Origin of the sequence: Salmonella sp. SSDFZ69, from assembly GCF_004010755.1 — a bacterium.
In the GTDB taxonomy this organism is placed as follows: Bacteria; Pseudomonadota; Gammaproteobacteria; order Enterobacterales; family Enterobacteriaceae; genus Salmonella; species Salmonella enterica.
This window is the reverse complement of record NZ_CP034831.1, coordinates 4497471-4523563: the sequence shown is the minus strand read 5'-3', so window position 1 is coordinate 4523563 and position 26093 is coordinate 4497471. Positions and strand designations below refer to the sequence as shown.

Annotated in this window: 24 protein-coding genes and 1 rRNA gene; 9 read left to right on the top strand and 16 right to left on the bottom strand. The window is 50.6% G+C overall.

The window, feature by feature from the left end:
- Positions 1 to 180 precede the first annotated feature (180 nt).
- Positions 181 to 296: ribosomal RNA gene (rrf, locus tag EOS98_RS22370) — 5S ribosomal RNA — on the top strand.
- A gap of 264 nt (positions 297 to 560) precedes the next feature.
- On the opposite strand, the gene mobB is transcribed toward rrf, so the two are convergent.
- Positions 561 to 1076 (bottom strand): molybdopterin-guanine dinucleotide biosynthesis protein MobB, encoded by a 516-nt coding sequence (gene mobB / locus EOS98_RS22365; protein WP_072102867.1) that lies wholly within the window; start codon positions 1074 to 1076, stop codon positions 561 to 563.
- On the bottom strand, positions 1073 to 1657 hold the full coding sequence (gene mobA / locus EOS98_RS22360; protein ID WP_126524400.1) for a molybdenum cofactor guanylyltransferase MobA: 585 nt from the start codon (positions 1655 to 1657) through the stop codon (positions 1073 to 1075). The genes mobB and mobA overlap by 4 nt, the downstream gene beginning before the upstream one ends.
- 69 nt (positions 1658 to 1726) lie before the next feature.
- On the opposite strand from mobA, the gene EOS98_RS22355 reads away from it, so the two are divergent.
- The 3 genes from EOS98_RS22355 to dsbA all read left to right on the top strand — a co-directional run bounded on the left by EOS98_RS22355 (position 1727) and on the right by dsbA (position 3699).
- Positions 1727 to 1996: a YihD family protein gene (locus EOS98_RS22355; RefSeq protein ID WP_000649858.1), complete on the top strand. Its 270-nt coding sequence runs from the start codon at positions 1727 to 1729 to the stop codon at positions 1994 to 1996.
- Between the two features lie 76 nt (positions 1997 to 2072).
- A complete protein-coding gene (locus EOS98_RS22350; protein ID WP_000999264.1) occupies positions 2073 to 3059 on the top strand; it encodes a serine/threonine protein kinase in 987 nt (328 codons plus the stop codon).
- Between the two features lie 16 nt (positions 3060 to 3075).
- Positions 3076 to 3699, top strand: a complete 624-nt coding sequence (dsbA, locus tag EOS98_RS22345; protein ID WP_000725364.1) for a thiol:disulfide interchange protein DsbA — start codon at positions 3076 to 3078, stop codon at positions 3697 to 3699.
- Between the two features lie 12 nt (positions 3700 to 3711).
- On the opposite strand, the gene EOS98_RS22340 is transcribed toward dsbA, so the two are convergent.
- Complete coding sequence (locus EOS98_RS22340; RefSeq protein ID WP_000196902.1) at positions 3712 to 4620, bottom strand: acyltransferase; 909 nt, start codon at positions 4618 to 4620, stop codon at positions 3712 to 3714.
- 387 nt (positions 4621 to 5007) lie between these two features.
- On the opposite strand from EOS98_RS22340, the gene polA reads away from it, so the two are divergent.
- Positions 5008 to 7794 (top strand): DNA polymerase I, encoded by a 2787-nt coding sequence (gene polA / locus EOS98_RS22330; RefSeq protein ID WP_127821209.1) that lies wholly within the window; start codon positions 5008 to 5010, stop codon positions 7792 to 7794.
- 334 nt (positions 7795 to 8128) lie between these two features.
- Here polA and yihA read toward each other — a convergent pair whose 3' ends face one another.
- Positions 8129 to 8761, bottom strand: a complete 633-nt coding sequence (gene yihA / locus EOS98_RS22325; protein ID WP_000183327.1) for a ribosome biogenesis GTP-binding protein YihA/YsxC — start codon at positions 8759 to 8761, stop codon at positions 8129 to 8131.
- A gap of 239 nt (positions 8762 to 9000) precedes the next feature.
- Between yihA and EOS98_RS22320 the strand changes: the two genes are divergently transcribed.
- From EOS98_RS22320 to hemN, 3 genes are all read left to right on the top strand, one after another.
- Entirely contained in the window at positions 9001 to 9225 is a 225-nt protein-coding gene (locus tag EOS98_RS22320; RefSeq protein WP_001541209.1) for a hypothetical protein, read from the top strand.
- 118 nt (positions 9226 to 9343) lie between these two features.
- Positions 9344 to 9859 carry a Der GTPase-activating protein YihI gene (yihI, locus tag EOS98_RS22315; protein ID WP_000743292.1) on the top strand — a complete coding sequence of 172 codons (516 nt, stop codon included), beginning with the start codon at positions 9344 to 9346 and terminating at the stop codon, positions 9857 to 9859.
- A gap of 188 nt (positions 9860 to 10047) precedes the next feature.
- The gene (gene hemN, locus EOS98_RS22310) at positions 10048 to 11421 is read left to right on the top strand and encodes an oxygen-independent coproporphyrinogen III oxidase (protein WP_000003520.1); all 1374 of its coding nucleotides are present in this window, start codon (positions 10048 to 10050) and stop codon (positions 11419 to 11421) included.
- A gap of 89 nt (positions 11422 to 11510) precedes the next feature.
- Here the strand turns inward: hemN and EOS98_RS22305 are convergent, their stop codons facing one another.
- From EOS98_RS22305 to glnA, 4 genes are all read right to left on the bottom strand, one after another.
- Entirely contained in the window at positions 11511 to 11621 is a 111-nt protein-coding gene (locus tag EOS98_RS22305; RefSeq protein WP_001578131.1) for a YshB family small membrane protein, read from the bottom strand.
- 112 nt (positions 11622 to 11733) lie between these two features.
- The gene (gene glnG, locus EOS98_RS22300) at positions 11734 to 13143 is read right to left on the bottom strand and encodes a nitrogen regulation protein NR(I) (protein WP_126524399.1); all 1410 of its coding nucleotides are present in this window, start codon (positions 13141 to 13143) and stop codon (positions 11734 to 11736) included.
- 8 nt (positions 13144 to 13151) lie between these two features.
- Entirely contained in the window at positions 13152 to 14201 is a 1050-nt protein-coding gene (gene glnL / locus EOS98_RS22295; RefSeq protein ID WP_000146190.1) for a nitrogen regulation protein NR(II), read from the bottom strand.
- A 274-nt stretch (positions 14202 to 14475) separates the two neighbouring features.
- Positions 14476 to 15885, bottom strand: coding sequence for a glutamate--ammonia ligase (glnA, locus tag EOS98_RS22285; protein WP_001271699.1), 1410 nt, complete (start codon positions 15883 to 15885; stop codon positions 14476 to 14478).
- Between the two features lie 375 nt (positions 15886 to 16260).
- Here glnA and typA point away from each other — a divergent pair, with 375 nt between their 5' ends.
- Positions 16261 to 18084: a ribosome-dependent GTPase TypA gene (gene typA, locus EOS98_RS22280; RefSeq protein ID WP_000572060.1), complete on the top strand. Its 1824-nt coding sequence runs from the start codon at positions 16261 to 16263 to the stop codon at positions 18082 to 18084.
- A 54-nt stretch (positions 18085 to 18138) separates the two neighbouring features.
- On the opposite strand, the gene EOS98_RS22275 is transcribed toward typA, so the two are convergent.
- The 8 genes from EOS98_RS22275 to EOS98_RS22240 all read right to left on the bottom strand — a co-directional run bounded on the left by EOS98_RS22275 (position 18139) and on the right by EOS98_RS22240 (position 26068).
- Positions 18139 to 18873, bottom strand: coding sequence for a Cof-type HAD-IIB family hydrolase (locus EOS98_RS22275; RefSeq protein WP_126524398.1), 735 nt, complete (start codon positions 18871 to 18873; stop codon positions 18139 to 18141).
- Positions 18858 to 19736, bottom strand: coding sequence for an STM4011 family radical SAM protein (locus tag EOS98_RS22270; protein ID WP_126524397.1), 879 nt, complete (start codon positions 19734 to 19736; stop codon positions 18858 to 18860). Before EOS98_RS22270 ends, EOS98_RS22275 begins: the two co-directional genes overlap by 16 nt.
- The gene (locus EOS98_RS22265; RefSeq protein WP_080220632.1) at positions 19733 to 20974 is read right to left on the bottom strand and encodes an STM4012 family radical SAM protein; all 1242 of its coding nucleotides are present in this window, start codon (positions 20972 to 20974) and stop codon (positions 19733 to 19735) included. Before EOS98_RS22265 ends, EOS98_RS22270 begins: the two co-directional genes overlap by 4 nt.
- 1 nt (position 20975) lies before the next feature.
- A complete protein-coding gene (locus EOS98_RS22260) occupies positions 20976 to 21851 on the bottom strand; it encodes an STM4013/SEN3800 family hydrolase (RefSeq protein WP_001728059.1) in 876 nt (291 codons plus the stop codon).
- Positions 21844 to 22869, bottom strand: coding sequence for an STM4014 family protein (locus EOS98_RS22255; RefSeq protein ID WP_126524396.1), 1026 nt, complete (start codon positions 22867 to 22869; stop codon positions 21844 to 21846). Before EOS98_RS22255 ends, EOS98_RS22260 begins: the two co-directional genes overlap by 8 nt.
- Positions 22870 to 22881: 12 nt before the next feature.
- The gene (locus EOS98_RS22250) at positions 22882 to 23730 is read right to left on the bottom strand and encodes an STM4015 family protein (RefSeq protein ID WP_116526046.1); all 849 of its coding nucleotides are present in this window, start codon (positions 23728 to 23730) and stop codon (positions 22882 to 22884) included.
- 156 nt (positions 23731 to 23886) lie between these two features.
- Positions 23887 to 24579, bottom strand: a complete 693-nt coding sequence (ompL, locus tag EOS98_RS22245; RefSeq protein ID WP_127821208.1) for a porin OmpL — start codon at positions 24577 to 24579, stop codon at positions 23887 to 23889.
- 67 nt (positions 24580 to 24646) lie between these two features.
- Positions 24647 to 26068 (bottom strand): MFS transporter, encoded by a 1422-nt coding sequence (locus EOS98_RS22240; RefSeq protein ID WP_126524395.1) that lies wholly within the window; start codon positions 26066 to 26068, stop codon positions 24647 to 24649.
- Positions 26069 to 26093: the final 25 nt, after the last annotated feature.

Genomic DNA, 26093 nt, shown 5'->3' with positions numbered 1-26093 from the left:
TTGGCGGACTGAGAGACGATTTTCAGCACTGATTCAGAGTTGAGTACGCAATAATTTGCGCAGCAGCAAGGCGGCAAGCGAAGGAAAGGAAGGAGCATACAGAAGTATGTGACTGACTTTACGAGCGCAGGCAACGCCGCTGATGCGATAAAGAATTGCGTACAGAGCACAAAGAATTTGCCTGGCGGCAGTAGCGCGGTGGTCCCACCTGACCCCATGCCGAACTCAGAAGTGAAACGCCGTAGCGCCGATGGTAGTGTGGGGTCTCCCCATGCGAGAGTAGGGAACTGCCAGGCATCAAATAAAACGAAGGGCCCTGTCGGAAGACAGGGCCTTTTGTTTTATCTGTAGTCTGTCGGTGAGCACTCGTTGCGCAGCAACGGCCCGTAGGGTGGCGGGCAGGACGCCCGCCATAAACTGCCAGGCATCAGACAAGTGAAGAAGCCCGTTCTGACGGACGGGCTTCTTTGCGTGTGTGGTAACTGTAAAAATGTAGGCCTGATAAGCGCAGCGCCATCAGGCAACCTGCAGCGCCGGATGGCGGCTCCGCCTTATCCGGCCTACAAGGAACGTGCTTTCTCTAACCACCGCAAAATGAAGACAGAAATCTGCGATACATCATTAAGATCCAAAACGGGTACCGCTACGGCAAGTGGAATATCACTGGCAACCGCAATAACATGCTCATCAAGAATTAATTCTTCCTCGCTGTGCCCACATCCCTGACGAAAAAGTAAGATCTTCGCAACTGCCTCGTGTTTAAACCCTTCTACCAGCACCATATCTAGCTTTGATGCATCCATCCGGCTCACCAGCCATGCCAGATCCAACTCTTCTTGCCCCGGCGTTTCAGTCATTAACGCCCAGCGCTGCTGACTGGCAACCAGCGTTTGTGCTGCCCCGGCCTTACGTAATTCGTAGCTATCTTTACCCGGTTTATCAACATCCATATCATGATGGGTATGCTTAATCAGCCCTGGCCGAATACCGTGCGCACAAAGTGCTGGAATCAGTTTTTTCAGCAGTGTTGTTTTTCCCGTGCCGCTCCATGCGGCAATGGCGAGTAGCGGTATCATGGTCTCTTTTGCCATTGCGCGAGTTCCTCCGGCGTGTTGACGTTCACAAATGCCTCCTTACAATCGCTGAAATCAACGGCGTGTCCGCCTACCTGGCGCATAAAAACCATTACCCGCCGCTCGCCTGCTTGCAAATAAGCTGTCAACTGGGGCTCAACGACACGATTAATCAACGCGATCGTTGGATGATCGCGCTCTCCATCATGAACCCAAACCACGGGTGCGCCATGACGCTGCGCTGCTAAACGATCGACCAGGTTGTGGGGGATACAGGGATTGTCACAGGGGCAAAACAGAAACCAGTCGCCTGCTACCTGCTGAAAAACGGAAAGCATACCCGCCAGCGGACCGGGAAAGTCAGCGATTGAATCCGGAATGACTTTCAGGCCGCTGGCCTGGTAGATATCCAGATGGCGATTAGCACTAATGACGACCGTAGCAAGTTGTGGCGCGAGCGCATCGGCAACGTGCCGCCAGAGCGGTTTCCCGTCCAGTTCAAGCAGACCTTTATCCGCACCTCCCATCCGCCTGGCTTTACCGCCTGCCAGCACCACGCCGGTTATTACTTCATCCAGATTCACCGATATCGCCTCTTTTATTGTGGGATTGACCCTGCTACCGTGTCTGTATCAAGAATAAGGAGCACAGCTATGAAATGTAAACGCCTGAATGAAGTCATTGAACTCCTCCAGCCAGCCTGGCAGAAAGAGCCTGATCTTAATCTGACGCAATTTTTGCAGAAACTGGCGAAAGAGTCAGGTTTTGACGGCAAACTGGAAGATTTAACTGATGATATCCTGATCTACCATCTGAAAATGCGCGATTCCGCCAAAGACGCCGCCATTCCAGGGATTCAAAAAGACTATGAAGAGGACTTTAAAACGGCGCTTTTACGCGCCCGCGGCGTTATTAAAGAGTAAAACCTTGTAAGCGGCGCCACCGAAATCGCCACGAAATGATATCCTGAATCATTCGTAGTATTTTCCGGATGATGGGATGAACGACAACGCTTTTACTTTCCAGACGCTACACCCGGAAACCATCATGGATGCGCTGTTTGAACAGGGGATCAGGGTGGATTCCGGGCTGACTCCACTAAACAGTTATGAAAACCGCGTCTATCAGTTTCAGGATGAAGACCGTCGACGTTTTGTCGTTAAGTTTTATCGTCCTGAACGCTGGTCTGTTGATCAAATTCGGGAAGAACACCAATTCGCGCTTGAACTGGTGAAGGATGAGGTTCCGGTTGCTGCTCCGCTCGCGTTTAATGGCCAGACACTGTTAGCGCATCAGGGCTATCATTATGCCATTTTCCCCAGCGTAGGCGGTCGTCAGTTTGAAGCAGATAATATCGATCAGATGGAGGCGGTAGGGCGTTATCTTGGTCGATTGCATCAGACGGGGCGAAAACGTCCTTTCACTTTCCGGCCTGACATTGGGCTTGCAGAGTATCTTTTTGAACCTCGCCAGGTATTCGAAGATGCCGCACTGATTCCCTCCGGGCAAAAAGCGGCTTTCCTGAAAGCCACTGATACTCTACTGTCTGCAGTTACCGAATGCTGGCGCACCGATTTCGCCACGCTGCGATTGCACGGCGATTGTCATGCCGGCAACATTCTATGGCGTGATGGACCGCTGTTTGTCGATTTAGATGATGCCCGTAACGGCCCGGCGATACAGGATTTATGGATGCTGCTGAACGGCGACAAAGCCGAACAGCGAATGCAGCTTGAAACCATTATTGAAGCTTATGAAGAAGTTAGTGAGTTCGATACGGCTGAAATTGGTCTCATTGAACCTTTACGCGCCATGCGTTTAGTTTATTATCTTGCCTGGTTGATTCGTCGTTGGGGCGATCCTGCGTTTCCGAAAAACTTTCCCTGGTTAACAGGGGAAGATTACTGGCAGCGACAGACAACGACTTTTATTGAGCAGACTAAAATTTTGCACGAACCCCCTTTACAATTAACGCCAATGTATTAATCGGAGAGAGTTGATCATGAAAAAGATTTGGCTGGCGCTGGCTGGTATGGTTTTAGCTTTTAGCGCCTCGGCAGCACAGATCAGCGACGGTAAACAGTATATCACGCTGGATAAACCGGTCGCTGGCGAACCCCAGGTACTGGAGTTTTTCTCCTTCTACTGCCCACATTGTTATCAGTTTGAAGAAGTGCTTCATGTGTCTGACAATGTGAAGAAAAAGCTGCCGGAAGGCACCAAAATGACCAAGTACCACGTTGAGTTCCTGGGGCCGTTGGGCAAGGAGCTCACCCAGGCATGGGCGGTGGCGATGGCGTTGGGTGTAGAAGATAAAGTCACGGTCCCGCTGTTTGAAGCCGTACAGAAAACCCAGACAGTACAATCTGCCGCGGATATCCGTAAAGTGTTCGTTGATGCGGGCGTCAAAGGCGAAGATTACGATGCGGCATGGAACAGCTTCGTAGTGAAATCACTGGTTGCGCAACAGGAGAAAGCCGCGGCTGACCTGCAACTGCAGGGCGTTCCGGCGATGTTCGTCAATGGCAAATACCAGATTAACCCACAAGGCATGGATACCAGCAGCATGGATGTTTTTGTTCAGCAGTATGCTGATACTGTGAAATATTTGGTTGATAAAAAATAAAAAGAACGCCGGTCACTGACCGGCGTTTTTATAAGATGTTTTAATCTCTTCTATCTGTATATCTTTCTTATCCCACAGAGTATTAAGCCAACGTTGAAAACGGCGTTTGAATGTTTTGTCGTTCACGTAATCGCCGTGCAGTTCTTCATTTATGGGTTCCAGTTGCACCCGAACAACAATACGCGTCAGCCTACCGCTTAGCATATCGTAGAAAGGGTGGCGATCGTTGTTTGGGTAACACAACGTAATATTAAGCAGCTTATCGAACTGTGAGCCTAAAACGTTAATCGCCATTGCAATACCGGCTGCTTTTGGCGGCAACAGATGTTGATAAGGTGAATGCGTTTGCTGACGTTTCTCATGCGTAAATCGCGAGCCTTCAACAAAGTTAACGATAGTGGTGGGATACCGACGAAACTTTTCGCAAGAGCGACGAGTTGTTTCAACATCTTTGCCGCGTCGATCGGGGTGGCGGAGCAGGTAGCTACGGGAGTAGCGCTTCATAAACGGCATATCTAATGCCCAGCACGCCAGGCCAATGAACGGTACCCAGGCCAATTGCTGTTTAAGAAAGTACTTATTCATTGGGATATGCTTGCGGAACAGAACGCAAAGCACAACGATATCGGCCCAGCTGCGATGATTACAAATCAGTAAATACCAATTTTTCTTGCTCAGCCCTTCTAACCCTTCTACATCCCATTGCAAGTGCGGATTAAGGCGTAACAGCGCTGCAAGACCAGCACACCAGCAATACATCATGAAATTGCAGAAAATGGAGACCTTGCGCCAGATACCGGGAACAGGCAAAAGAAGCTTTACCATACCGGCAACGATGATCGGTACTGAGCAAACAATAGTGACCAGGATGGTCAATACGATACTCAATGGGAGCGTGATAGCCGCGAGTATTCTCGTCATAATAAATTATTCAAAAGTTAGCCATAAACGGTGCGCGAAAAGGGCGCAAGAGGCTGATTCTATCAGAAAACGATGCTAATGATGGCGCTGAGTGAAATAGAAACACTCGTAACAACTATCCACATTATGATAACGGCATGAATCAGATAATCAGAAAAACGTGATGTTAACAACTCATTGAAAATAATGGTTAATTATTAAGATGAGAAGGCTATCGCGCTGATTTTAAAGTAATGGTAAGAATTTACACACAAAGTTATCCACAGGTTGTTTTGCGAGCGATCCTGAAGATCGACAAAACTTTTCCGCAAATGCGGCGAAAAACTCAAGTTTTCCTCCTGTATGTGGCATCCTTTAACCATAATCTGTTAAACAGGCACGGACATTATGGTTCAGATCCCAGAAAACCCACTTATTCTCGTAGATGGCTCATCCTATCTCTATCGCGCCTATCATGCGTTTCCGCCGTTAACCAACAGCGCGGGAGAACCTACGGGCGCAATGTATGGTGTCCTCAACATGTTGCGCAGCCTGATCATGCAGTATCAGCCGACGCATGCTGCGGTGGTGTTTGACGCCAAAGGAAAAACCTTCCGTGATGAGCTCTTTGAACATTACAAATCGCATCGTCCTCCGATGCCGGATGATCTGCGTGCGCAAATAGAGCCGTTACATGCCATGGTTAAAGCCATGGGGTTACCTCTGCTGGCGGTCTCTGGCGTAGAAGCGGATGACGTTATCGGTACACTGGCGCGAGAAGCGGAGAAGGTGGGGCGTCCGGTATTAATCAGCACCGGCGATAAAGATATGGCACAGTTGGTGACGCCGAATATTACGCTGATCAACACCATGACTAACACCATCCTCGGCCCGGATGAAGTCGTTAATAAGTACGGTGTGCCGCCTGAGCTGATTATCGACTTTCTGGCGCTGATGGGGGACTCCTCGGATAATATTCCAGGCGTACCAGGCGTGGGTGAGAAGACGGCGCAAGCCTTGCTTCAGGGATTGGGCGGCCTGGATACGCTGTACGCCGAGCCGGAAAAAATTGCCGGTCTCACTTTCCGCGGCGCCAAAACGATGGCCGGTAAATTAGCGCAGAATAAAGACGTAGCGTACCTGTCTTATAAACTCGCCACCATTAAAACGGATGTTGAGCTGGAGCTGACCTGCGAACAGCTTGAAGTGCAGCAGCCGATTGCGGATGAACTGCTGGGCCTGTTTAAAAAATATGAGTTTAAGCGCTGGACGGCGGACGTTGAGTCAGGCAAGTGGCTACAGGCAAAGGGCGCGAAACCGGCGGCCAAACCGCAGGAAACGGTCGTTATTGATGAATCGCCCAGCGAACCGGCAGCGGCGCTCTCTTATGAAAATTATGTCACGATTCTGGACGACGTTACGCTGGAAAGCTGGATTGAAAAGCTGAAAAAAGCGCCAGTTTTTGCTTTCGACACGGAGACCGACAGTCTGGATAATATCGCCGCCAACCTGGTGGGCCTCTCGTTTGCTATCGAACCTGGTGTTGCCGCGTATGTACCTGTCGCGCATGATTATCTGGACGCTCCGGAGCAAATCTCCCGCCAGCGTGCTCTGGAACTGCTGAAGCCGCTGCTGGAAGATGAAAAAGTGCGCAAAGTGGGGCAAAACCTCAAGTACGATCGCGGCGTCTTGCAAAATTACGGTATTGAGCTGCGCGGTATCGCCTTCGATACCATGCTTGAGTCTTACATTCTGAACAGCGTCGCCGGACGCCATGATATGGACAGTTTGTCCGATCGTTGGCTGAAGCACAAAACTATCACCTTTGAAGACATTGCCGGTAAAGGTAAAAACCAGCTCACCTTTAACCAGATCGCACTGGAGGAAGCGGGGCGCTATGCGGCAGAAGATGCGGATGTCACGTTACAGTTGCATCTCAAAATGTGGCCTGAGCTCCAGCAGCACAAAGGCCCGCTGAATGTTTTCGAAAACATCGAAATGCCGTTGGTGCCTGTACTGTCACGCGTTGAGCGCAATGGCGTAAAAATCGATCCTGCCGTCCTGCACAAACATTCGGAAGAAATCACACTACGTCTGGCGGAACTGGAAAAGAAAGCGCATGACATTGCGGGCGAGGCGTTCAACCTGTCCTCGACGAAGCAGTTGCAGACCATCCTGTTTGAAAAGCAGGGTATTAAGCCGTTGAAGAAAACGCCTGGCGGCGCGCCGTCAACGTCGGAAGAGGTGCTGGAAGAGCTGGCGCTGGACTATCCGCTGCCGAAAGTGATTCTGGAGTATCGTGGTCTGGCGAAGCTAAAATCCACCTATACCGATAAGCTGCCGCTGATGATTAACCCGAAAACCGGGCGCGTCCATACGTCCTATCATCAGGCGGTAACGGCGACGGGACGTTTATCGTCCACCGATCCGAACCTGCAAAATATTCCGGTGCGCAATGAAGAGGGCCGCCGCATTCGTCAGGCATTTATTGCGCCTGAGGATTATCTCATCGTGTCTGCGGACTATTCACAGATTGAGCTGCGTATTATGGCGCATCTTTCCCGTGATAAAGGGCTGCTCACGGCGTTCGCCGAAGGGAAAGATATTCACCGTGCAACGGCGGCGGAAGTCTTTGGCTTGCCGCTGGATAGCGTGACCGGGGAACAGCGCCGAAGTGCGAAAGCCATTAACTTTGGCCTGATTTACGGGATGAGCGCCTTCGGTCTTTCTCGCCAGCTTAATATTCCGCGTAAAGAGGCGCAGAAGTATATGGATCTCTACTTCGAACGCTACCCTGGCGTGCTGGAATATATGGAGCGCACCCGCGCTCAGGCAAAAGAACAAGGCTATGTGGAAACGCTGGAGGGACGCCGCCTTTACCTGCCGGATATTAAATCCAGCAACGCGGCGCGGCGCGCGGGGGCGGAACGCGCGGCGATCAATGCTCCCATGCAAGGAACGGCTGCCGATATCATCAAGCGCGCCATGATTGCCGTCGATGCCTGGCTACAGGCCGAGCAGCCACGCGTGCGGATGATTATGCAGGTACACGATGAATTAGTGTTCGAGGTGCATAAAGACGACTTAGATGCGGTAGCAAAACGTATCCATCAGTTGATGGAAAACTGCACGCGTATTGATGTGCCGTTGCTGGTAGAAGTCGGTAGCGGGGAAAATTGGGATCAAGCGCACTAAGCATTTAAGGAATAACGCGCTTTTTTCGTAATTAAGCAACATAAGCACGGGGGTTTTGTGATGGGTATTAGAATTCCCTATGTAAAGAATGAAAAAAAATTACGAAAAGGTCTTTCTGTGTTGCTCAAAAAAGAGTAAAGTTATTCACGTAGGGTACAGAGGTAAGATGTTCTATCTTTCAGACCTTTTACTTCACGTAATCGGATTTGGCTGAATATTTTAGCCGCCCCAGTCAGTTTATGACTGGGGCGTTTTTTATTGTGCGCAAGAAAAGTTTCGCTCACACCGTAGGCCGGATAAGACGCGCAGCGGCGCCATCCGGCATAGCGGGTGATTATTCCCCGTCCTGAATCTCTTCGACCGGTGCCAGTTCACTAAACCAGCTATCCAGCTTCTGACGTAACTTATCCACGCCCTGCTTTTTCAGCGAGGAAAACGCTTCTACCTGCACATCGCCATTAAAAGCCAACACGGCTTCACGTACCATATTCAACTGCGCCTTGCGCGCGCCGCTGGCCAGTTTGTCCGCTTTGGTCAGCAGAACCAGAACCTGGATATTGCTCTCTACAGCCCACTGGATCATCTGTTGGTCGAGGTCTTTCAACGGATGGCGGATATCCATTAAAACGACTAAGCCCTGTAGGCTTTGACGTTTCTCCAGATATTCCCCCAGCGCGCGTTGCCACTTGCGTTTCATCTCTTCCGGGACTTCCGCGTAGCCATAGCCCGGCAGGTCGACCAACCGTTTGCCATCTACGACTTCAAACAGGTTAATCAGTTGGGTACGGCCCGGCGTTTTAGAGGTGCGCGCCAGGCTTTTTTGGTTGGTCAACGTGTTCAGGGCGCTGGATTTGCCTGCATTGGAACGGCCAGCAAAAGCCACTTCAATTCCGCAATCGGAAGGTAAATGGCGAATATCAGGCGCACTCATCACAAAATGCGTCTGTTGATAATTCAGGTTAGTCAAAGCGGTCGTCTCCGTCAGTCAAAGCATTGTGGCGATTATACCTGAACGCCAGCAAAAGACGGATTTTTCGGCGCGGCGGTGCTGTAAGTAAAAGCCATACGCTTTGTGAGACATTGACCATTGCACTTATGCGACATGACAGAGTCGTTGTCAGGCTCAAAGCCAGTTAATATAGTTAAATCATGAATTTATAGAAAGGTAATTGTCTGAAAAAAAGGGATTTGCCGTGTCGGTATCTTGTGAGTTTACCCCAAAAGAGTAAAGTAATGCACATAGCGAGGACGCTAACAGGATCAACGACTCAGGATGAGGGTCAGGAGCGCCAGGAGGCGAAGACACAGGATTGTCAGGAAGACAAACGTCCGGAGACGTTAGTAAAAGGAAATGGAAACAACATGGAATGTTCCAGGCTAAGGGAAAAACAGGGCGTGTTGATAGCCAACAGGGATGGTGGAACCCGTTAAGGGTCGTGAGTCAAGAAAAAAGGCGGCAGATTACTCTGTCGCCTTTTTTCTTTGCTTGCTTTCTGCTAGATTCCGCCTCAATTCTATACTGAATAAAACGGCTTAAAGATCTGACATCATGAAAAAACCAACCTCTGCACCGCGCAGTAAAGCCTTTGGCAAACAGCGTCGTAAAACGCGTGAAGAGTTAAACCAGGAGGCGCGCGACCGTAAACGCCTGAAAAAACATCGCGGTCATGCGCCGGGAAGTCGCGCGGCGGGCGGCAATTCCGCTTCGGGCGGCGGCAATCAGAATCAACAAAAAGATCCACGCATTGGCAGTAAAACACCTGTTCCATTGGGCGTGACTGAAAAAGTGACCCAACAGCATAAACCGAAAAGTGAGAAACCTATGCTTTCACCGCAGGCGGAGTTGGATTTACTGGAAACGGATGAGCGCCTGGATGCGCTGTTAGAACGTCTGGAAGCGGGCGAAACCCTGAGTGCGGAAGATCAAGCCTGGGTAGATGCCAAACTGGATCGTATTGATGAACTGATGCAGAAGCTTGGTCTGTCTTACGATGACGACGAAGAAGACGACGAAGAGGACGAGAAGCAGGAAGATATGATGCGCCTGCTAAGAGGCGGCAACTAACGGGTTTACACCGTGGGCTTGCCCGTCCTGCTTATAACCCTTCCGGTTATATGTTATCTGGTGTGGTTATTCGTTAAACTACAGCGATTGTCGCGGCGACAGAAATGGCTGCGCAGCCGGCTTGCCGCCCGTCATGGCGTGAAGCCGGTACGCCGTACCCGCCAGAGACGCCATCGGAAGGAGTGAGCATGTCTGAACAGCAAATAGACTGGGATCTGGCCCTGATCCAGAAATATAACTATTCCGGGCCACGATATACCTCGTACCCAACCGCGCTGGAGTTTTCTGAAGACTTCGAGGACGCCGCATTCTTGCAGGCTGTGGCGCGTTATCCTGAACGTCCGCTCTCGCTGTATGTGCATATCCCGTTTTGTCACAAGTTGTGTTATTTCTGCGGCTGCAACAAGATTGTCACCCGCCAACAGCATAAAGCTGACCAGTATCTTGACGCGCTTGAGCAGGAAATTCGTCATCGCGCGCCGCTGTTTGCAGACCGTCATGTCAGCCAGCTTCACTGGGGCGGCGGTACGCCTACTTACCTGAATAAAGCGCAAATCAGCCGCTTAATGACGCTGTTGCGTGAAAATTTCCACTTTAATACCGACGCGGAAATCTCGATCGAAGTCGATCCCCGTGAAATTGAGCTGGATGTGCTCGATCATTTACGTGCGGAAGGTTTTAACCGCCTGAGTATGGGCGTGCAGGACTTTAATAAAGAGGTGCAGCGCCTGGTTAACCGCGAGCAGGATGAAGAATTCATCTTTGCGTTGCTTAATCACGCCCGCGATATCGGCTTTACCTCGACCAATATCGACTTGATCTACGGTCTACCGAAACAGACGCCGGAAAGCTTCGCTTTCACGCTGAAGCGTGTGACGGAGCTGAACCCCGATCGTTTGAGCGTCTTTAACTATGCGCATCTGCCAACGCTTTTTGCCGCCCAGCGTAAAATTAAAGATGCCGATTTACCCAGTGCGCAGCAGAAACTGGATATTTTGCAGGAGACCATCGTATCGCTTACTCAGGCCGGTTATCAGTTTATCGGGATGGACCATTTTGCCCGTCCGGACGACGAACTGGCCGTCGCGCAGCGCGAAGGCGTGCTGCACCGTAATTTTCAGGGCTATACGACCCAGGGCGATACCGATCTGCTGGGGATGGGGGTTTCTGCTATCAGCATGATTGGCGATGGCTACATGCAGAACCAGAAAGAGCTGAAGCGTTATTACCAGCAAGTGGATGAGCGGGGCAATGCGCTATGGCGTGGTATTACGCTGACCCGTGATGATTGCATTCGTCGCGATGTTATCAAGGCGCTGATTTGTAACTTCCGCCTGGATTTTAACGCTGTCGAACAGCAGTGGGGTTTGCATTTCGCTGAGTATTTTGCCGAAGATTTGCAGTTACTGTCGCCGCTGGCGAAAGATGGGCTGGTGGATATTAGCGAGAAGGGAATTCAGGTGACGGCGAAAGGTCGTTTGCTGATCCGCAATATCTGCATGTGCTTTGACGCGTATCTGCGCCAGAAAGCGCGGATGCAGCAGTTCTCGCGCGTCATTTAGCCGGGTTGCCCGGTGGCGCTGCGCTTACCGGGCCTACACGTTGCGACAACCTGTAGGCCGGATAAGCATTAGCGCCATCCGGCACATTGTCAGCTGAACAGTCCCACCAGCGCGGCACACAACACGGCGGCTAGCGCAGTTTGTGGCGTGTGGCTGTCGACCGCTCCACTCGATACCAGATTAATAATAGATTCTAACATAATGAATCCCCCCGTTTGCCGGGCATGATCATACTGAACTCATCGGAACAGTAAAGCGCAAAATAGCAGCGTTTTGCGCTCAATTATTAATCTTTACACTCGCGGGTAATGTTTACTCCATTCCCAGCTCTTTCAACTTCCGCGTTAGGGTGTTTCGCCCCCAACCGAGCAGCCTGGCGGCTTCCTGTTTATGACCCTGCGTATGGCGTAATGCCGTGGTCAGTAGCGTTCTCTCCAGTTCTGGCTGCGCTTCAGAAAGCAGGTTTTGATGACCGGATCGCAAGGCGCGGTCCGCCCATTGCGCCAGTAATGTAGCCCAGCTATCCGGCGGCAGGTGGGACGGGCTATCCGGCGCCGAGGCTTCAAACAGTTCGCCCGGTAAATCCTGGATCAATACCTCCTGTCCGGCGGCCATGACGGTGAGCCAGCGGCAGGTATTTTCTAACTGACGCACGTTACCAGGCCATGCCAGGCGCGTTAACGCCGTTTCGGTTTCCGGATGTAATAATTTGGCTTCCACACCTAATTCACGGGCGGCGACCTGCAAAAAATGGCGCGCCAGGCGCGGAATATCCTCACGGCGTTCACGCAACGGCGGAAGATGGATACGAATCACGTTCAGGCGGTGGAACAGGTCTTCGCGGAATTTCCCTTCCTGAACGCGTCGTTCGAGGTTCTGGTGGGTGGCGGCGATAATGCGCACATCCACTTTTACCGGCGCGTACCCGCCCACGCGGTAGAACTGTCCGTCAGCCAGCACGCGTAACAGACGAGTCTGGACATCCAGCGGCATATCGCCAATTTCGTCCAGAAACAGCGTGCCGCCGTCAGCCTGCTCGAAACGGCCCTGCCGGATGGTATTCGCCCCGGTAAAAGCGCCTTTCTCATGGCCAAACAGTTCGGATTCAATCAAATCTTTCGGGATGGCCGCCATATTGAGCGCGATAAACGGCGCTTTGGCGCGTGGGCTATGGCGATGTAGCGCATGGGCGACCAGTTCTTTCCCGGTTCCTGATTCGCCGTTAATCAGCACGCTAATCGAAGAACGCGACAGCCGACCAATAATGCGAAACACATCCTGCATGGCGGGCGCTTCGCCTATCATGTCTGTTGTCGGGCCGTTAACCTCGATATTACGCGGCTGCTGCTGCTCCTGATAGTGGCTAATCGCGCGCTCGACCAGAGCGACGGCTTCATCAATATCAAACGGTTTAGGCAGATAATCAAACGCCCCCTGCTGATAGGCGCTCACGGCGGCATCTAAATCGGAATGCGCGGTCATAATGATGATCGGAAGCATCGGGTGACGCTGTTTAATCTGCTTTAATAGCGCCAGCCCGTCCATTCCCGGCATTCGGATATCCGACAGCAAGACGTCCGGCGTTTTACTGGCCAGCGCAGCCAGTACTTCATTACCATTCTCAAAGGTGGTACAGGTCAACCCTGCCCCGGCGAGAGCACGTTCAAGCACCCAACGGATGGAACTATCATCATCGACGACCCAGACTATTCCTCGTTGCATAAACACCTCTATTTCCGAATCGGCAGGTAAACCGAAAACTCGGTATGCCCCGGCCAACTGGTAAATTCAATTTTGCCGGCGTGTTGATCGATAAGATTGCGGGCGATAGATAACCCAAGCCCGGTGCCGCCTTCGCGACCGCTGACCATCGGGTAGAACAGCGTATCCTGTAAATGGGGAGGAATGCCCGGCCCATTGTCTTCAACGTCTATACGCGCCGCCAGGCGATAGCGTTCGCCATGCAGCGTTAACTGGAAGGCGGTACGGGTACGCAGCGTAATTTCGCCGCCTTCCGGCCCCAGCGCCTGCAAGGCATTGCGGACAATATTCAGCAGTACTTGCTCAATTTGTTCCGGATCGTGCGGCAGTTCTGGCAGACTGGGGTCGTAATCGCGGATAAGCCGGACATTATCCGGCAGTTCCATCGACACCAGCGCCACCACGCGCTCCGCGACTTTATGTATGCTCTCGGTAATGTGCATTCCCGGGTGCTGCGGCCCCAGCAAACGATCGACAAGGTTGCGTAGCCTGTCGGCCTGTTCAATGATGACTTTGGTATATTCCATTAGCGCCGGGTCGGGCAGCGCCTTGCTGAGTAGCTGCGCCGCGCCGCGCAGGCCGCCGAGCGGATTTTTGATTTCGTGCGCCAGACCGCGCACCAGATCGCGGGCGGCGATTTGCTGCGCGTGCTGCAACTGCTCCTGACTCAGACGACGCTGGTTATCCATCGGCGCCATTTCGAGCAGTATAAAATCGTCGGGCAGACGTTGGGCGGTCAAAGAGAGAATATGCGAGCGACTATCAATCACCAGCGTCACTTCGTTATCGGTAAAGCCTTGCCCTGCCGCCAAACTTTCGCGCATCAGGTCAATGTTTAACGAAAAATAGCTCAACAGTTCAGGTAACGGCGTCCCGAACAGTTTGCGTGAGCTTTGCGCGAGCAACTGCTGCGCGGCAGGATTGGCGTAATGGATTGCCAGCGCGTCGTCGACCACCAGCACGCTGTTGATTAACGAATTGAGGATCTGCCCAGCATCGGGCTGTATGCCGCTTGCCATTCAGCAGTCTCCTGGAAAAGGTTGCACCATTTTAGTGCATTATAGCTTTTTACCACTAAAAAGCGCGTGAGATCAGATTGTTGGTGGAGAAAAAAGCCCATCCTGGGATGGGCTGAAAGTTTCCACGGCAACTCAAAAACTCCTGACGCCTTTCACGCTGCTGCTGCGTTGGCTGCCTTCGCTTACCCCAGTCACATCGCTATCTATGCTCCTGGGGATGTGCTCAGTTGCTGCCTTGCAGCAACGCGAAATTTGTCGGATTTTTAATATACGATTAAACGCTGTAGTACAGCTCAAACTCTACCGGGTGCGGGGTCATGCGCACGCGGTCATCTTCTTCGCGACGCAGCGCAATATACGCATCGATCGCTTCATCAGTGAACACGCCGCCTGCTTTCAGGAACTCGCGGTCCAGGTCCAGCGCGTTCAGCGCTTCTTCCAGAGAACCCGCTACCTGTGGGATCTCTTTCGCTTCTTCCGGCGGCAGGTCATACAGGTTTTTGTCCATGGCTTCGCCCGGGTGAATCTTATTCTTAATCCCGTCCAGACCGGCCATCAGCAGGGCGGCAAAGCACAGATACGGGTTAGCCGCCGGGTCCGGGAAGCGAACTTCGATACGGCGCGCTTTCGGAGACGCCACCACCGGAATACGGATGGAGGCGGAACGGTTACGGGCGGAGTAGGCCAACATCACCGGCGCTTCGTAACCCGGGACCAGACGCTTGTAGGAGTTGGTGGTCGGGTTCGCCAGGGCGTTGATAGCTTTGGCGTGTTTGATGACGCCGCCGATGTAGTACAGCGCTTGTTCAGACAGGCCGGCATATTTGTCGCCAGAGAACAGGTTGGTGCCGTTCTTCGCCAGCGACATGTGGCAGTGCATACCGGAACCGTTATCGCCGAACATCGGTTTTGGCATAAAGGTCGCGGTCTTACCGAAGCGGTGAGCCACGTTATGCACGACATATTTGTAAATCTGAATTTCGTCGGCTTTTTTGGTCATGGTGTTAAAGCGGGTCGCCACTTCGTTCTGACCTGCGGTCGCTACTTCGTGGTGGTGCGCTTCAACGACCAGGCCCATCTGCTCCATGACCAGACACATTTCAGAACGGATATCCTGCGCGGAGTCAACTGGCGGAACCGGGAAATAACCGCCTTTCACGCCCGGACGATGGCCTTTGTTGCCGCCTTCATATTTGGTAGAGGAGTTCCAGGCGCCTTCAATATCGTCAATCGCCACATGTGAGCCGGAGATAGATGCGCCGAAGCGGATGTCGTCGAACAGGAAGAATTCAGGTTCCGGCCCAAACAGGACGGTATCGGCGATACCGGTCGCGCGCAGGTAGTCTTCCGCACGTTTTGCGATGGAACGTGGGTCACGGTCATAACCTTGCAGAGTGCCAGGCTCCAGGATGTCGCAACGGATAATCAGGGTAGAGTCCGCGAAGAACGGGTCAATCACTGCGGTGGATGCGTCTGGCATCAGCACCATGTCGGATTCGTTAATGCCTTTCCAGCCGCCGATAGAGGAGCCGTCAAACATTTTGCCTTCTTCAAAGAATTCGGCATTTACCTGATGAGCAGGAATCGTGACGTGCTGTTCTTTGCCTTTGGTATCGGTGAAGCGCAGATCAACAAACTTCACTTCGTGCTCGTTCAGCATCGTCAAAACGTGTTCAGCGGACATACTTGTACTCTCCCGGATTGGTCATGGTCGGTCGTCGTGGTAACGAGATCTTCAATTCTGCTGGCCGTGTCGCCGTAAAAATATAAAGCGAAATCTGTGCCAACTTTCACATTGCCCCCAAAAGGCGTTATCATGCGTACCATCGTGCAAAAGGGCTGCACCACGGTGACTATGTTGCACCAAAATAGTGCTTTAATGTGAACATTGAGCACCACATTGGTGCAATAGAACGCAAGCCACCCTTTTAACGCTCCGTGAAAGCGATCACAAAGAGACTCTGCAATACTTGTTTGCGGAGGATGTTTGTGATCCTGTTTTGTAGTGCGATTAATCCGTGTACAATAACGCGCTATTTCTAATGCCTGAGGCAAAGTTGTGATCGAAAATTTGCGTAACATCGCCATCATCGCGCACGTTGACCATGGTAAAACTACCCTGGTTGATAAGCTGCTCCAGCAATCCGGTACGTTCGACGCGCGTGCCGAAACTCAAGAGCGAGTGATGGACTCCAACGATTTGGAGAAAGAGCGTGGTATTACTATCCTCGCTAAAAACACCGCTATTAAATGGAATGATTACCGTATCAACATCGTTGATACTCCCGGGCACGCTGACTTCGGTGGTGAAGTAGAGCGCGTCATGTCCATGGTTGACTCTGTGCTGCTGGTGGTTGACGCATTTGACGGCCCGATGCCGCAAACGCGCTTCGTGACCAAAAAAGCCTTTGCTCATGGCCTGAAACCTATTGTGGTTATCAACAAGGTTGACCGTCCTGGCGCGCGCCCTGACTGGGTTGTTGACCAGGTATTCGACCTGTTTGTTAACCTCGACGCGACCGACGAACAGCTGGACTTCCCGATCATCTACGCTTCGGCGCTGAACGGTATCGCGGGTCTGGACCACGAAGATATGGCGGAAGACATGACCCCGCTGTATCAGGCGATCATTGATCATGTTCCGGCGCCGGACGTTGACCTCGATGGTCCGTTGCAGATGCAGATCTCCCAGCTGGACTACAACAACTACGTTGGCGTTATCGGCATCGGCCGTATCAAACGCGGCAAAGTGAAGCCGAACCAGCAGGTCACTATCATCGATAGTGAAGGGAAAACCCGTAACGCGAAAGTAGGTAAAGTGCTGACGCATCTGGGTCTGGAGCGTATCGACAGCGATATCGCCGAAGCGGGCGATATCATTGCGATCACCGGTCTGGGCGAGCTGAACATTTCCGACACCATCTGCGACCCGCAGAACGTTGAAGCGCTGCCGGCGCTGTCCGTTGATGAGCCGACCGTGTCTATGTTCTTCTGCGTTAACACCTCGCCGTTCTGCGGTAAAGAAGGTAAGTTTGTGACTTCTCGTCAGATTCTTGACCGTCTGAACAAAGAGCTGGTGCATAACGTGGCGCTGCGCGTTGAAGAAACCGAAGATGCGGATGCGTTCCGTGTATCCGGTCGTGGCGAACTGCACCTGTCCGTGCTGATTGAAAATATGCGTCGTGAAGGTTTCGAACTGGCGGTTTCCCGTCCGAAAGTTATCTTCCGTGAAATCGACGGTCGTAAACAAGAGCCGTACGAAAACGTGACGCTGGACGTCGAAGAGCAGCACCAGGGGTCTGTCATGCAGGCGCTGGGCGAGCGTAAAGGCGACCTGAAAAACATGAATCCGGACGGTAAAGGCCGCGTACGTCTCGACTACGTGATCCCAAGCCGTGGGCTGATTGGTTTCCGTTCAGAATTCATGACCATGACTTCCGGTACGGGTCTGCTGTACTCCACCTTCAGCCATTACGACGATATTCGTCCGGGTGAAGTGGGCCAGCGTCAGAACGGCGTACTGATCTCCAACGGTCAGGGTAAAGCGGTGGCGTTTGCGCTGTTCGGTTTGCAGGATCGCGGTAAGCTGTTCCTGGGTCACGGCGCGGAAGTTTACGAAGGCCAGATTATTGGTATTCACAGTCGCTCCAACGACCTGACGGTAAACTGCCTGACCGGTAAGAAACTGACCAACATGCGTGCGTCCGGTACGGATGAAGCGGTGATTCTGGTTCCGCCAATTAAAATGAGCCTTGAGCAAGCGCTGGAGTTCATTGATGACGACGAACTGGTAGAAGTCACCCCAACCTCTATCCGTATCCGTAAACGTCACCTGACGGAAAACGATCGCCGCCGTGCGAACCGTGGTCAGAAAGAAGAGTAATTAACACTCTTACGGATAAAAACCCTGCCGAAATGAAAACTCGGCGGGGTTTTTTTATTCACGTTGAGAAAGGGATAAGGTTGCCAAAAAATCAGCAATCGCTGGCGTATTATGCCGACCAATGACGCTATCCGCATACATCTTTGCCCGAGCGCTGGCATTCCCCATCGCGACGCCCAATCCGGCCAAACGTAGCATTTCCTCATCGTTATCATTGTCGCCAAACGCCATCACTTCGCGCATTGCGATATGCTGTTGCTGTGCATATCTGGCGAGGCTTTGTCCTTTGCTACACCCCTTCTGGAGAATATCCAGTTGATGATGCCAGGACCAGGTACAGCTTAGCTGTAATTCATGCTGTATAAACTCAGCAATATTTTGTAGTTGTTTTATGTGCCGATGAACGACGCTGATTTGCCAAATATTCTCCCTACTGCTTAGCTCATCAGCCTGAAAGATTATTTTATCATCAGCACGAATTGTCGGTTTAAGCGGATATACCCGCGCCAGTATTTTTTCCGTTTGTAAGTGCGTCAGCGGCAGCGGATGAAGGATCTGCTGTTGAGCCGGTTGATAAATATAACTTCCGTTACAACAGATCATCGGTTCGGTGAGCGCCAGCGTTTGATAATACGCATAGGCTTCACGATGAGAGCGACCGGTGACAAGCATTATTCGGCAGCCCATGTCCTGCATCTGACGGATAGCGGTTAGCGACTCTGGCAGAATTTGTTTATTACGGTTTAGCAGCGTTCCATCAAGATCAAAAGCGATTAAACGATATCGCATGAGCGTCCGATCCTAAAACAGCGTGAGGCATCCAGGTGATTCAGCAATGGAATATCGAGACGGTGCTGATAAGCGAGAAAACAGTGGCATTGTTTTGCCTGGCAGGCGGGAGAATTAAGCCGTTGCTGATATAAATTACCCATTTTAATTTTGCTGATATGACAAGCAAAAAGATCGCCTTCTGCATTCATAAAAATACTTTTTCTTCCTGCGGTACAGATATCCAGCTGCGCTGGCCACTGCTGTGTTTCAATCACATACAGCGGATCGAGTTCGCTGAAGGCGATGGTTTCCTCAACGGTATGCCGGGTATTGGCACACTCGTTGGCGTTAAACCAAAAATAATTCTGGTCAGGCAACCGCTGGCGTAGCCAACGAAACTGGTCGATATCTTTCATACTGGCGACAGCCCCCGCGCACCAGGTTATTCCGGCGGCAGAGAGCGCTAAACACTGCTGGAGAAAGCGCTCAGCGGTAATTTGTGAGGGATGAAAAGAACACCATAACCGAAGCTTTGAGATATCTCCGCCGCCGGCACGAAATGACTCCAGCAATGACATTAACGAAAAAGAGGCGTTAGTTTGTATGCCGACCGCCTGAACATGAGGATAGCGGCTAATTTCTGCCAGCGCCGCCATGTAATAACGCAAGCGTAGCGCCTCGCCATAAGGCGTAATCATCACATTCAACGGCGTACCTAAAAGAGGCAAATGGTCAACCATGCGCCATAACGCGGCTTCGTCGCGTTTTTTATCGTTACGGGCGTGTTTATGGAACGGGCAATAGCCGCAATGATAATTACACGATTTAAGATAGCCGCGATAAAACAGCGTGTGAATATCGCGCAGGGCGGGGGCGCTCATCTCTGCCGATTCTCCCGTAGCATCACCTCAGGCGAAACGAACACAGGAGCAAGGCAATCGGATAATGCCATACCGGTCTCCGTTAGCCGGAGGCGACTGCCATTCTGATAACAGTAGCCCTGCCGTATAAAGAGTTCCAGGTCGGGGAAATCCCTTAGCGCATCGCTGGCAAAATATTGCTGATAATCGCTAAGAGAAAGTCCCTGCCAGAAAAATAGATTTTTAATGATAAAGCGGCGTTTCATTTCATCAGGGGGGAGCAGATAACCGTGATTAATGACGGTTTTATCCGGGCTGTCGATAAACGCCTGAATGATTTTTCGTGATGTCTGCAGGTTCGACGACCACGGCGAACAGTAATGCAGATTGCCAAGATAACTTCTGCCGCCCGCGCCGAGCGCCAGTGAGTTTTCAAATCCGCAGCTTTCCGCCGCGGCGGATGGCGCTGGATTAAGGACGAAACGGCGCATGGACGTTTGGGTGTAGCCCGCGTTGCGTAAAAGATCGCGGGCTAAAACGTAGTAGCTATGCATATTTTCTTGGCGAGGCATATTATAAAGCGGATAAAGGAACAGCTCTTCCGGTTGATAAACGAGCGCCTGATGTAACGATTCCGTCAGGCTTGCGTGAGTCTGGCCGGGAATGCCGTAAATAATATCAATATTGAGTGATGGAAAATGACCTGCCTTTAGCCATTCCAGCGCCTGGTGCGCGCTGGCGGCATTGTGGCGGCGGTGCAGCGTATGTAACTCGCTATCATGAAAACTTTGTACGCCAATACTGACGCGATTAACGGAAAAGGCGTTTAATAGCGCTACTTTTTCTGCCGTGGTATCCGTAGGGGAAGTTTCAATTGTTTTATAAATATTCCAGTCAACATTGAGCACATCAAAGACGGAAAAAAATAACTTCTCTAATTGCGCAATGTTTAATAGCAGAGGTGTGCCGCCGCCTACGGTAAAGCTTGCCCAGTGGACGGGCGCCAGCGCCATTTGTTGGCCCTGGGTAATAATCGCGTCGATATAGCTATCAATGAACGTATTCTCTGCGCCAGTGCAGGTAAATAAATTACAGAACCCGCAGCGACTTTGACAAAACGGCATATGAACATACAGATGTGTGTCGTGCTCGTAAATCCGCGGTTTTACTTCGCTAAAGCTGACGTTCTCCAGCTCCCGATAAGCCGTCTTATGCGGATAACTGTACATATACTGACGATAAATATCATTGTTATTCATATTAATGATTACAGCTCAGCAAGAAATGCATATAGGGAACGGTATTAACGATCGGATGATTAAAACTATGGAAATATTTCCCGTCTTCGCCATAGCAGGTACCGTGATCGGAACAGATAATAACGAACGTTTCGCCGCCGGTTTGGCGGAAAATGTTCAGTAATCCGTCGATGCGGGCATCGATATAGCGTAGCGCGGCGGCATGGGTCTCAACGGTATCGCCAGGGGCCGCGCCCTCCACGTAAAAATGGTTAGGGTAATGAATCGTGTCGATATTGATATACATCATGACCGGTTGGCTGCCGGCACGTTCGGCCATGATTTTCTGGATATAATGGATCTGGTTATCCATACTTTCTTTAACCGTACAGGCAAAGCGTGGATGCCAGTAACTCTCTTTAAACATCGACGGGAACACTTTTCCCATGCCGGAGCGGTTATTAAAGAAAGAGACGCCGCCAATACAGATGGTCTGGTAGCCTTTATTTTCCAGACTTTTTATCCATGTTGCGTCATCAAAGGCAAATGCATTTTTCGGCCCTTTACGACCAAGTCCGATATCTTTTGGGAAAAACAGCATGGTCTGATTAACGGTATCATCAATAGGTTTTGGCATAAAACCTGAAAACATGGCGTGATGCGAAGGCCAGGTAAAATTACCGGCCGCCTCGCATTTCGTCCATTGTCCATAATGATTAAGGTTGGGCGTATTTCCGGCGGTTTGTTCCTGAAGCGCAATATCGTAGCGTAACGAGTCCAGCACAATAAAAAGAATATGAGCGTTATTACTAATTAGCGTATTCATATCGAATTCGCCATCGCCTGTGTCAATCGACGCGTGTAGCGAGACGGGGACTTCATCCATTGAATTATACATTTTGCTTCCTCATGGCCCGGATTTGCGCCTGATAAATTAGATTATTCTGCTGCGCATCCTGATAAATCAAATCACCCTGGCCATTAATTTCAATAATATAAGGCGTCAGGCTGGTGGTAAGTAAAACATCAATACCCGCTAAGCGAATGCCAGGGAAAAGCCGCATGGCATTTTGACAGAGCGTATCGATCTCAGTCACTTTTGCGGCAGATAACTCCAGACTTTCGAAGCAGTAAGCCTGGTTTTGCAGATGTAAGTTAGTAATGGGCTGCGAGGAGGTTCTGACCACTCGCCAGATAATTTCGCCATCCAGGCAGACGATGCGTAAATCATAGGTTTTATGCTTTACGCTGGCTTTGGGCAGCCACTGTTCGACGAGGTTTTCCTGCTGAAGAACGCCATCAATAATGAGCTGGATATCTTCTTTCTGACGATACTGTTGGATTTTTTTGCTGTTAAATAGCTGTTGTCCTGATATGGCAATCGCGCTGTAAAGCACCTGCTTTATGCCATCGGGGTGGCGGCGCAAAGCGATAACGCCCGCCGCGCCAGAACCCAGCGAGGGCTTAATGAACACGCTGGCGACCCTTTTTTCCTCCATGATGGCGGTGAGCTGTGCAAAACTTTTTACGTCTTCCGCTACCAACGGCGGCGTGGGGATGCCGTGTTCCAGTAAGCGCCGCTTGCAGCGTTTTTTATCCAACAGGTGAATGAGGCCCGCCGGATGGTTAAGCCAGGTGACGCCAGGACGCGCCGCCATGTTCTGCAAAAAATGGATATAGTCCAGACCGATCGCGTTTATTTTGCGGATGTCTGTTTCACTGTGTACTGGCGGGTCGATTTTAACGATGCCAGAGGTCAGAGAAGCGTCCAGCGCGTGCGGATGAGTCAGCGCCGTGACGGGTTCCCCAAGTACGGCGGCAGCCTGCATAAAATAATGCGTGCGCTTGCTCTGATGGGGGCCAATGAGCGTAATCACAATAAATCCCTTTATCGTTGAGTAGGGGAATGTGCACATTCCCCAACACAATCACTCGGTGTACATCGCATTCATATAAATATCGCCATCGTAATCATCAGGCTCCAGAGCTTCTGAAAGATTCAGCGGTATCGGCAGCGCCGCTTTTAGCTTTTCCTGCATCTCCGGCGTCAAATAGTGGTGGTGGAGATCGAGTGTTTCCAGATGCGCAATTCGGTCTTTATGCTCCAGCAGCGCCTCTGCGCCGTTGTCCGTTAAGGTACCGCATGAGAGTTCCAGCACTTCAAGCTGCGGCAGGATATTACTTTCCAGCACCCGGCGGGCGATATCATCCTGCTCTTCGCTGTTCATCAACCCCAGATGGGTGAGCTGAGGGAAAAGATCTTTCGATGCCAGCGCCATCACGTCATCCAGCGAACCGTCAAAACCGTATTCCTCTACGCCCAGGAAGAGCTTCAGCGTTTTTAATGCAGGGAGCTGCGCATTTTGTAGTTCGGCAAGCACGTTAGAAGGGATGCCACCGGAAATGATTTCCAGGTGCTCCAGTTTCTCATGATGTATAGCGCCCAGTCGCAGATCCGACGCGCCTTTAATAATCAGTTCTTTCAGATTGGGTAACGCCGCATAGAGCCTGGAATAGTCACCTTGTTTAATCCAGGAGATCTCGCAGTCTTCGCTCTCCATATCACCGATAAACAGTGATTCCAGGTGAGCAAAGCGGGGGGCGTTCTCCACAATCATATCAATAATAGGCTGGCAGGTTTCGTCTTCCCAACAATCACCCCAGTTACCAATGGTCAGTGAGCGAAGCTTTGGCAGATCTTCATCGGTTAAAATCAAATTAATGAGCTGTTCCTGGGTTAATTCATTGTCCCAATCAATATTAAATCGCTTATTCATTTGTTTCCCTTCTCTATAAGCATGAATATGGTAAAACGCTTTGCGAATATTATCATGGCGCTTAGAGGCGGGATATCGGGAGTCTGATTCAGGATGAATGAGCGGGCAGAACAACTACCCGCTGTGATGCAGATTCGAAAAATAGAGGCGATAATATCAGAAGAAATACTTCGCCCCGATACGAATCTGGTTTTGCTCTCTATGGTAGGGACCCACGTTACGATCTAACCAGCGTAATTCAAAATAGGGCAACCAGTGTTCATTGATACGATAACGGAAGGTATTGGTGATTTCCCAATGATGCTTCGTACCATTACTACTATTAAAATTATTAATATTATAAAAATAGTGTGGTTCAAAGGTATAAGAAAATTTATCGGTAATGATGAAATTCCAATAGTTACCGATTTCATAGCTGTCATTATTATCCAGTTCGCCATTCAAATCGGTTGAACTATAATTATTGTGATTATATCGGTTACGTACCGTAAGATTAAACCACGGGGTAAATTTATAGTTAACATCCAGATAGACGGCGCCGCCGGAACCAATGCTTTTGTCGTTTATTAACCCGCCAGGCTGGATGGTTAATTTATCTGTAGGTTTAAATAACGGATACCAGCCCTCAATCTCATTATAACCGTGCTTTAATTCATCATCACGCTGTAGCGTATAGGTATTGGTCAACATAATTCCGGCACCCATATCGGAGTTATAGCCGACGCGCAGCATAAACTCCATTTGGTCAGACGCCAGGTTATAGGCCTCACGGTTTTCTACATAAGCGCCAGCAAAAACAGAGGTGGATATTACTGAAGTTAATATCACTAGAGTATTCAGAGATTTCATAATAAATCCATTTTTCAAATATAGGGAAGCCGCCATCCATCGGGATGGATAAAGCGGCAAGCGTCGTTTAATTATTTACAGTAGAAATACTTTGTTTATTATTAGTCGCGACAATTTGATTACCTGTTTTCTTTCGTTGGGCAATTTCCTCGATAATAAAAGCGAAACGTTGTTCATTGAGCTTATAAAAAAAGCCCATCGTTAGTGCTGCGATAATGGCAAGACCGCAAGGCCATAAAAAAATGAGCTGACGCAAACCAAGCAACGTGGTGTCACTTTGAGCTATGTTGGGGATATAACCGATTTGCGTCAGCATAATACCTGGCAAAAAGCCAGCAAGCGCAGCGGAAATTTTGCGGGAAAAGGTATAACCCGTATACACCGAGCCTTCAGCGCGAATACCCGTTTTCCATTCACCGTAGTCAACCGTATCCGGAACCAGCGCCCAGTTCAGGCTGTTGACGAAAGCGGTACCGAAGAAGGCGATACAAGAGAAAATGACAAACAGGAATGACGTTCCACCCCAGATAAAATTCAGGATATCGCCAACGGCCCACAATATCAGACCACCAAGATAAACCTGTTTTTTCCCGAAGCGTTTTACCGCAGCAGGTACTAATAAAACACCAATCAGGATACAGCCCATGCTGAAAAAACCCATCCATGACAACAAATGAATATCGTTCAGCACGTACTGAGTGTAATAAACCTGAATGGCCAGCTTAATATTAAAGGCGGCCAGCGTGCACAAATTGGCAACGCAGAGCACCAGCAGCGGCGGATTACGAAAAATCGCGCAGAAGGACTTCAATATGCTGGGTTTATGCGTGTCAGGTAAGGTTTCGATATACCGTTCTTTCACCCCGCTAAAGCACCACCACATGCTGAACAGCCCGCAGACCGAAAAAATGACTGCTGCAATCAGATAACCCAGCGAAGGGGAACGGGTAAACAGCGCCTGAATGGGCATAAAACCTACGGTACAAAGAAGAAGGCCAATGGTAGCGCCGCCTTGTCGCCATGCGGCGAGCTGGGCGCGCTCATGCGGATTTTTGGTAATAGCGGGTACCATCGCGCCGTATGAGCAGTTCATCAGGCTGTAGAACAGACCGAACAACATAAACAGCACCGTCGCGAAGGCTGTTTTAACGGGTAAAGTAAAGTGAGTGGCAAAGAATTGCGCAGTAGCAACCAGAGCCACCGGAAATGACGCATACAGAATAAAAGGCCGAAACTTTCCTTTTGCGCCAATATTACGGCGTGAATCCAGCAATACGCCGGTGAGCATATCGGTAAAAGCAGTGAAGAATTTCGCCACCAGAAAGATAATTCCACCGTAATATGCAGGCATTCCGAGTTCATCGGTATAAAACTTCAGTAGATACAGCGTACCGATACACAGCATCAGATTTGAGCCGAAATCGCCCACGCCATAGGCGCATTTTTCCCGCAGGCTCAACTTTAGCGTTAGCGGATCATGATTAGACATAATCGCCTCTCAAAACGCCCCGCAG

What these genes read in the sequence shown, in the direction of transcription:
- EOS98_RS22270 (WP_126524397.1), bottom strand. Translation starts at nt 19,736, where the DNA reads ATGAGCGCCCCCGCCCTGCGCGATATTCACACGCTGTTTTATCGCGGC.
- glnG (WP_126524399.1), bottom strand. Translation starts at nt 13,143, where the DNA reads ATGCAACGAGGAATAGTCTGGGTCGTCGATGATGATAGTTCCATCCGT.
- glnL (WP_000146190.1), bottom strand. Translation starts at nt 14,201, where the DNA reads ATGGCAAGCGGCATACAGCCCGATGCTGGGCAGATCCTCAATTCGTTA.
- EOS98_RS22250 (WP_116526046.1), bottom strand. Translation starts at nt 23,730, where the DNA reads ATGAATAAGCGATTTAATATTGATTGGGACAATGAATTAACCCAGGAA.
- polA (WP_127821209.1), top strand. Translation starts at nt 5,008, where the DNA reads ATGGTTCAGATCCCAGAAAACCCACTTATTCTCGTAGATGGCTCATCC.
- EOS98_RS22265 (WP_080220632.1), bottom strand. Translation starts at nt 20,974, where the DNA reads ATGAATAACAATGATATTTATCGTCAGTATATGTACAGTTATCCGCAT.
- mobB (WP_072102867.1), bottom strand. Translation starts at nt 1,076, where the DNA reads ATGATACCGCTACTCGCCATTGCCGCATGGAGCGGCACGGGAAAAACA.
- EOS98_RS22255 (WP_126524396.1), bottom strand. Translation starts at nt 22,869, where the DNA reads ATGTGCACATTCCCCTACTCAACGATAAAGGGATTTATTGTGATTACG.
- hemN (WP_000003520.1), top strand. Translation starts at nt 10,048, where the DNA reads ATGTCTGAACAGCAAATAGACTGGGATCTGGCCCTGATCCAGAAATAT.
- dsbA (WP_000725364.1), top strand. Translation starts at nt 3,076, where the DNA reads ATGAAAAAGATTTGGCTGGCGCTGGCTGGTATGGTTTTAGCTTTTAGC.
- glnA (WP_001271699.1), bottom strand. Translation starts at nt 15,885, where the DNA reads ATGTCCGCTGAACACGTTTTGACGATGCTGAACGAGCACGAAGTGAAG.
- EOS98_RS22240 (WP_126524395.1), bottom strand. Translation starts at nt 26,068, where the DNA reads ATGTCTAATCATGATCCGCTAACGCTAAAGTTGAGCCTGCGGGAAAAA.
- yihI (WP_000743292.1), top strand. Translation starts at nt 9,344, where the DNA reads ATGAAAAAACCAACCTCTGCACCGCGCAGTAAAGCCTTTGGCAAACAG.
- EOS98_RS22260 (WP_001728059.1), bottom strand. Translation starts at nt 21,851, where the DNA reads ATGTATAATTCAATGGATGAAGTCCCCGTCTCGCTACACGCGTCGATT.
- EOS98_RS22305 (WP_001578131.1), bottom strand. Translation starts at nt 11,621, where the DNA reads ATGTTAGAATCTATTATTAATCTGGTATCGAGTGGAGCGGTCGACAGC.
- EOS98_RS22350 (WP_000999264.1), top strand. Translation starts at nt 2,073, where the DNA reads ATGAACGACAACGCTTTTACTTTCCAGACGCTACACCCGGAAACCATC.
- EOS98_RS22340 (WP_000196902.1), bottom strand. Translation starts at nt 4,620, where the DNA reads ATGACGAGAATACTCGCGGCTATCACGCTCCCATTGAGTATCGTATTG.
- EOS98_RS22275 (WP_126524398.1), bottom strand. Translation starts at nt 18,873, where the DNA reads ATGCGATATCGTTTAATCGCTTTTGATCTTGATGGAACGCTGCTAAAC.
- ompL (WP_127821208.1), bottom strand. Translation starts at nt 24,579, where the DNA reads ATGAAATCTCTGAATACTCTAGTGATATTAACTTCAGTAATATCCACC.
- EOS98_RS22355 (WP_000649858.1), top strand. Translation starts at nt 1,727, where the DNA reads ATGAAATGTAAACGCCTGAATGAAGTCATTGAACTCCTCCAGCCAGCC.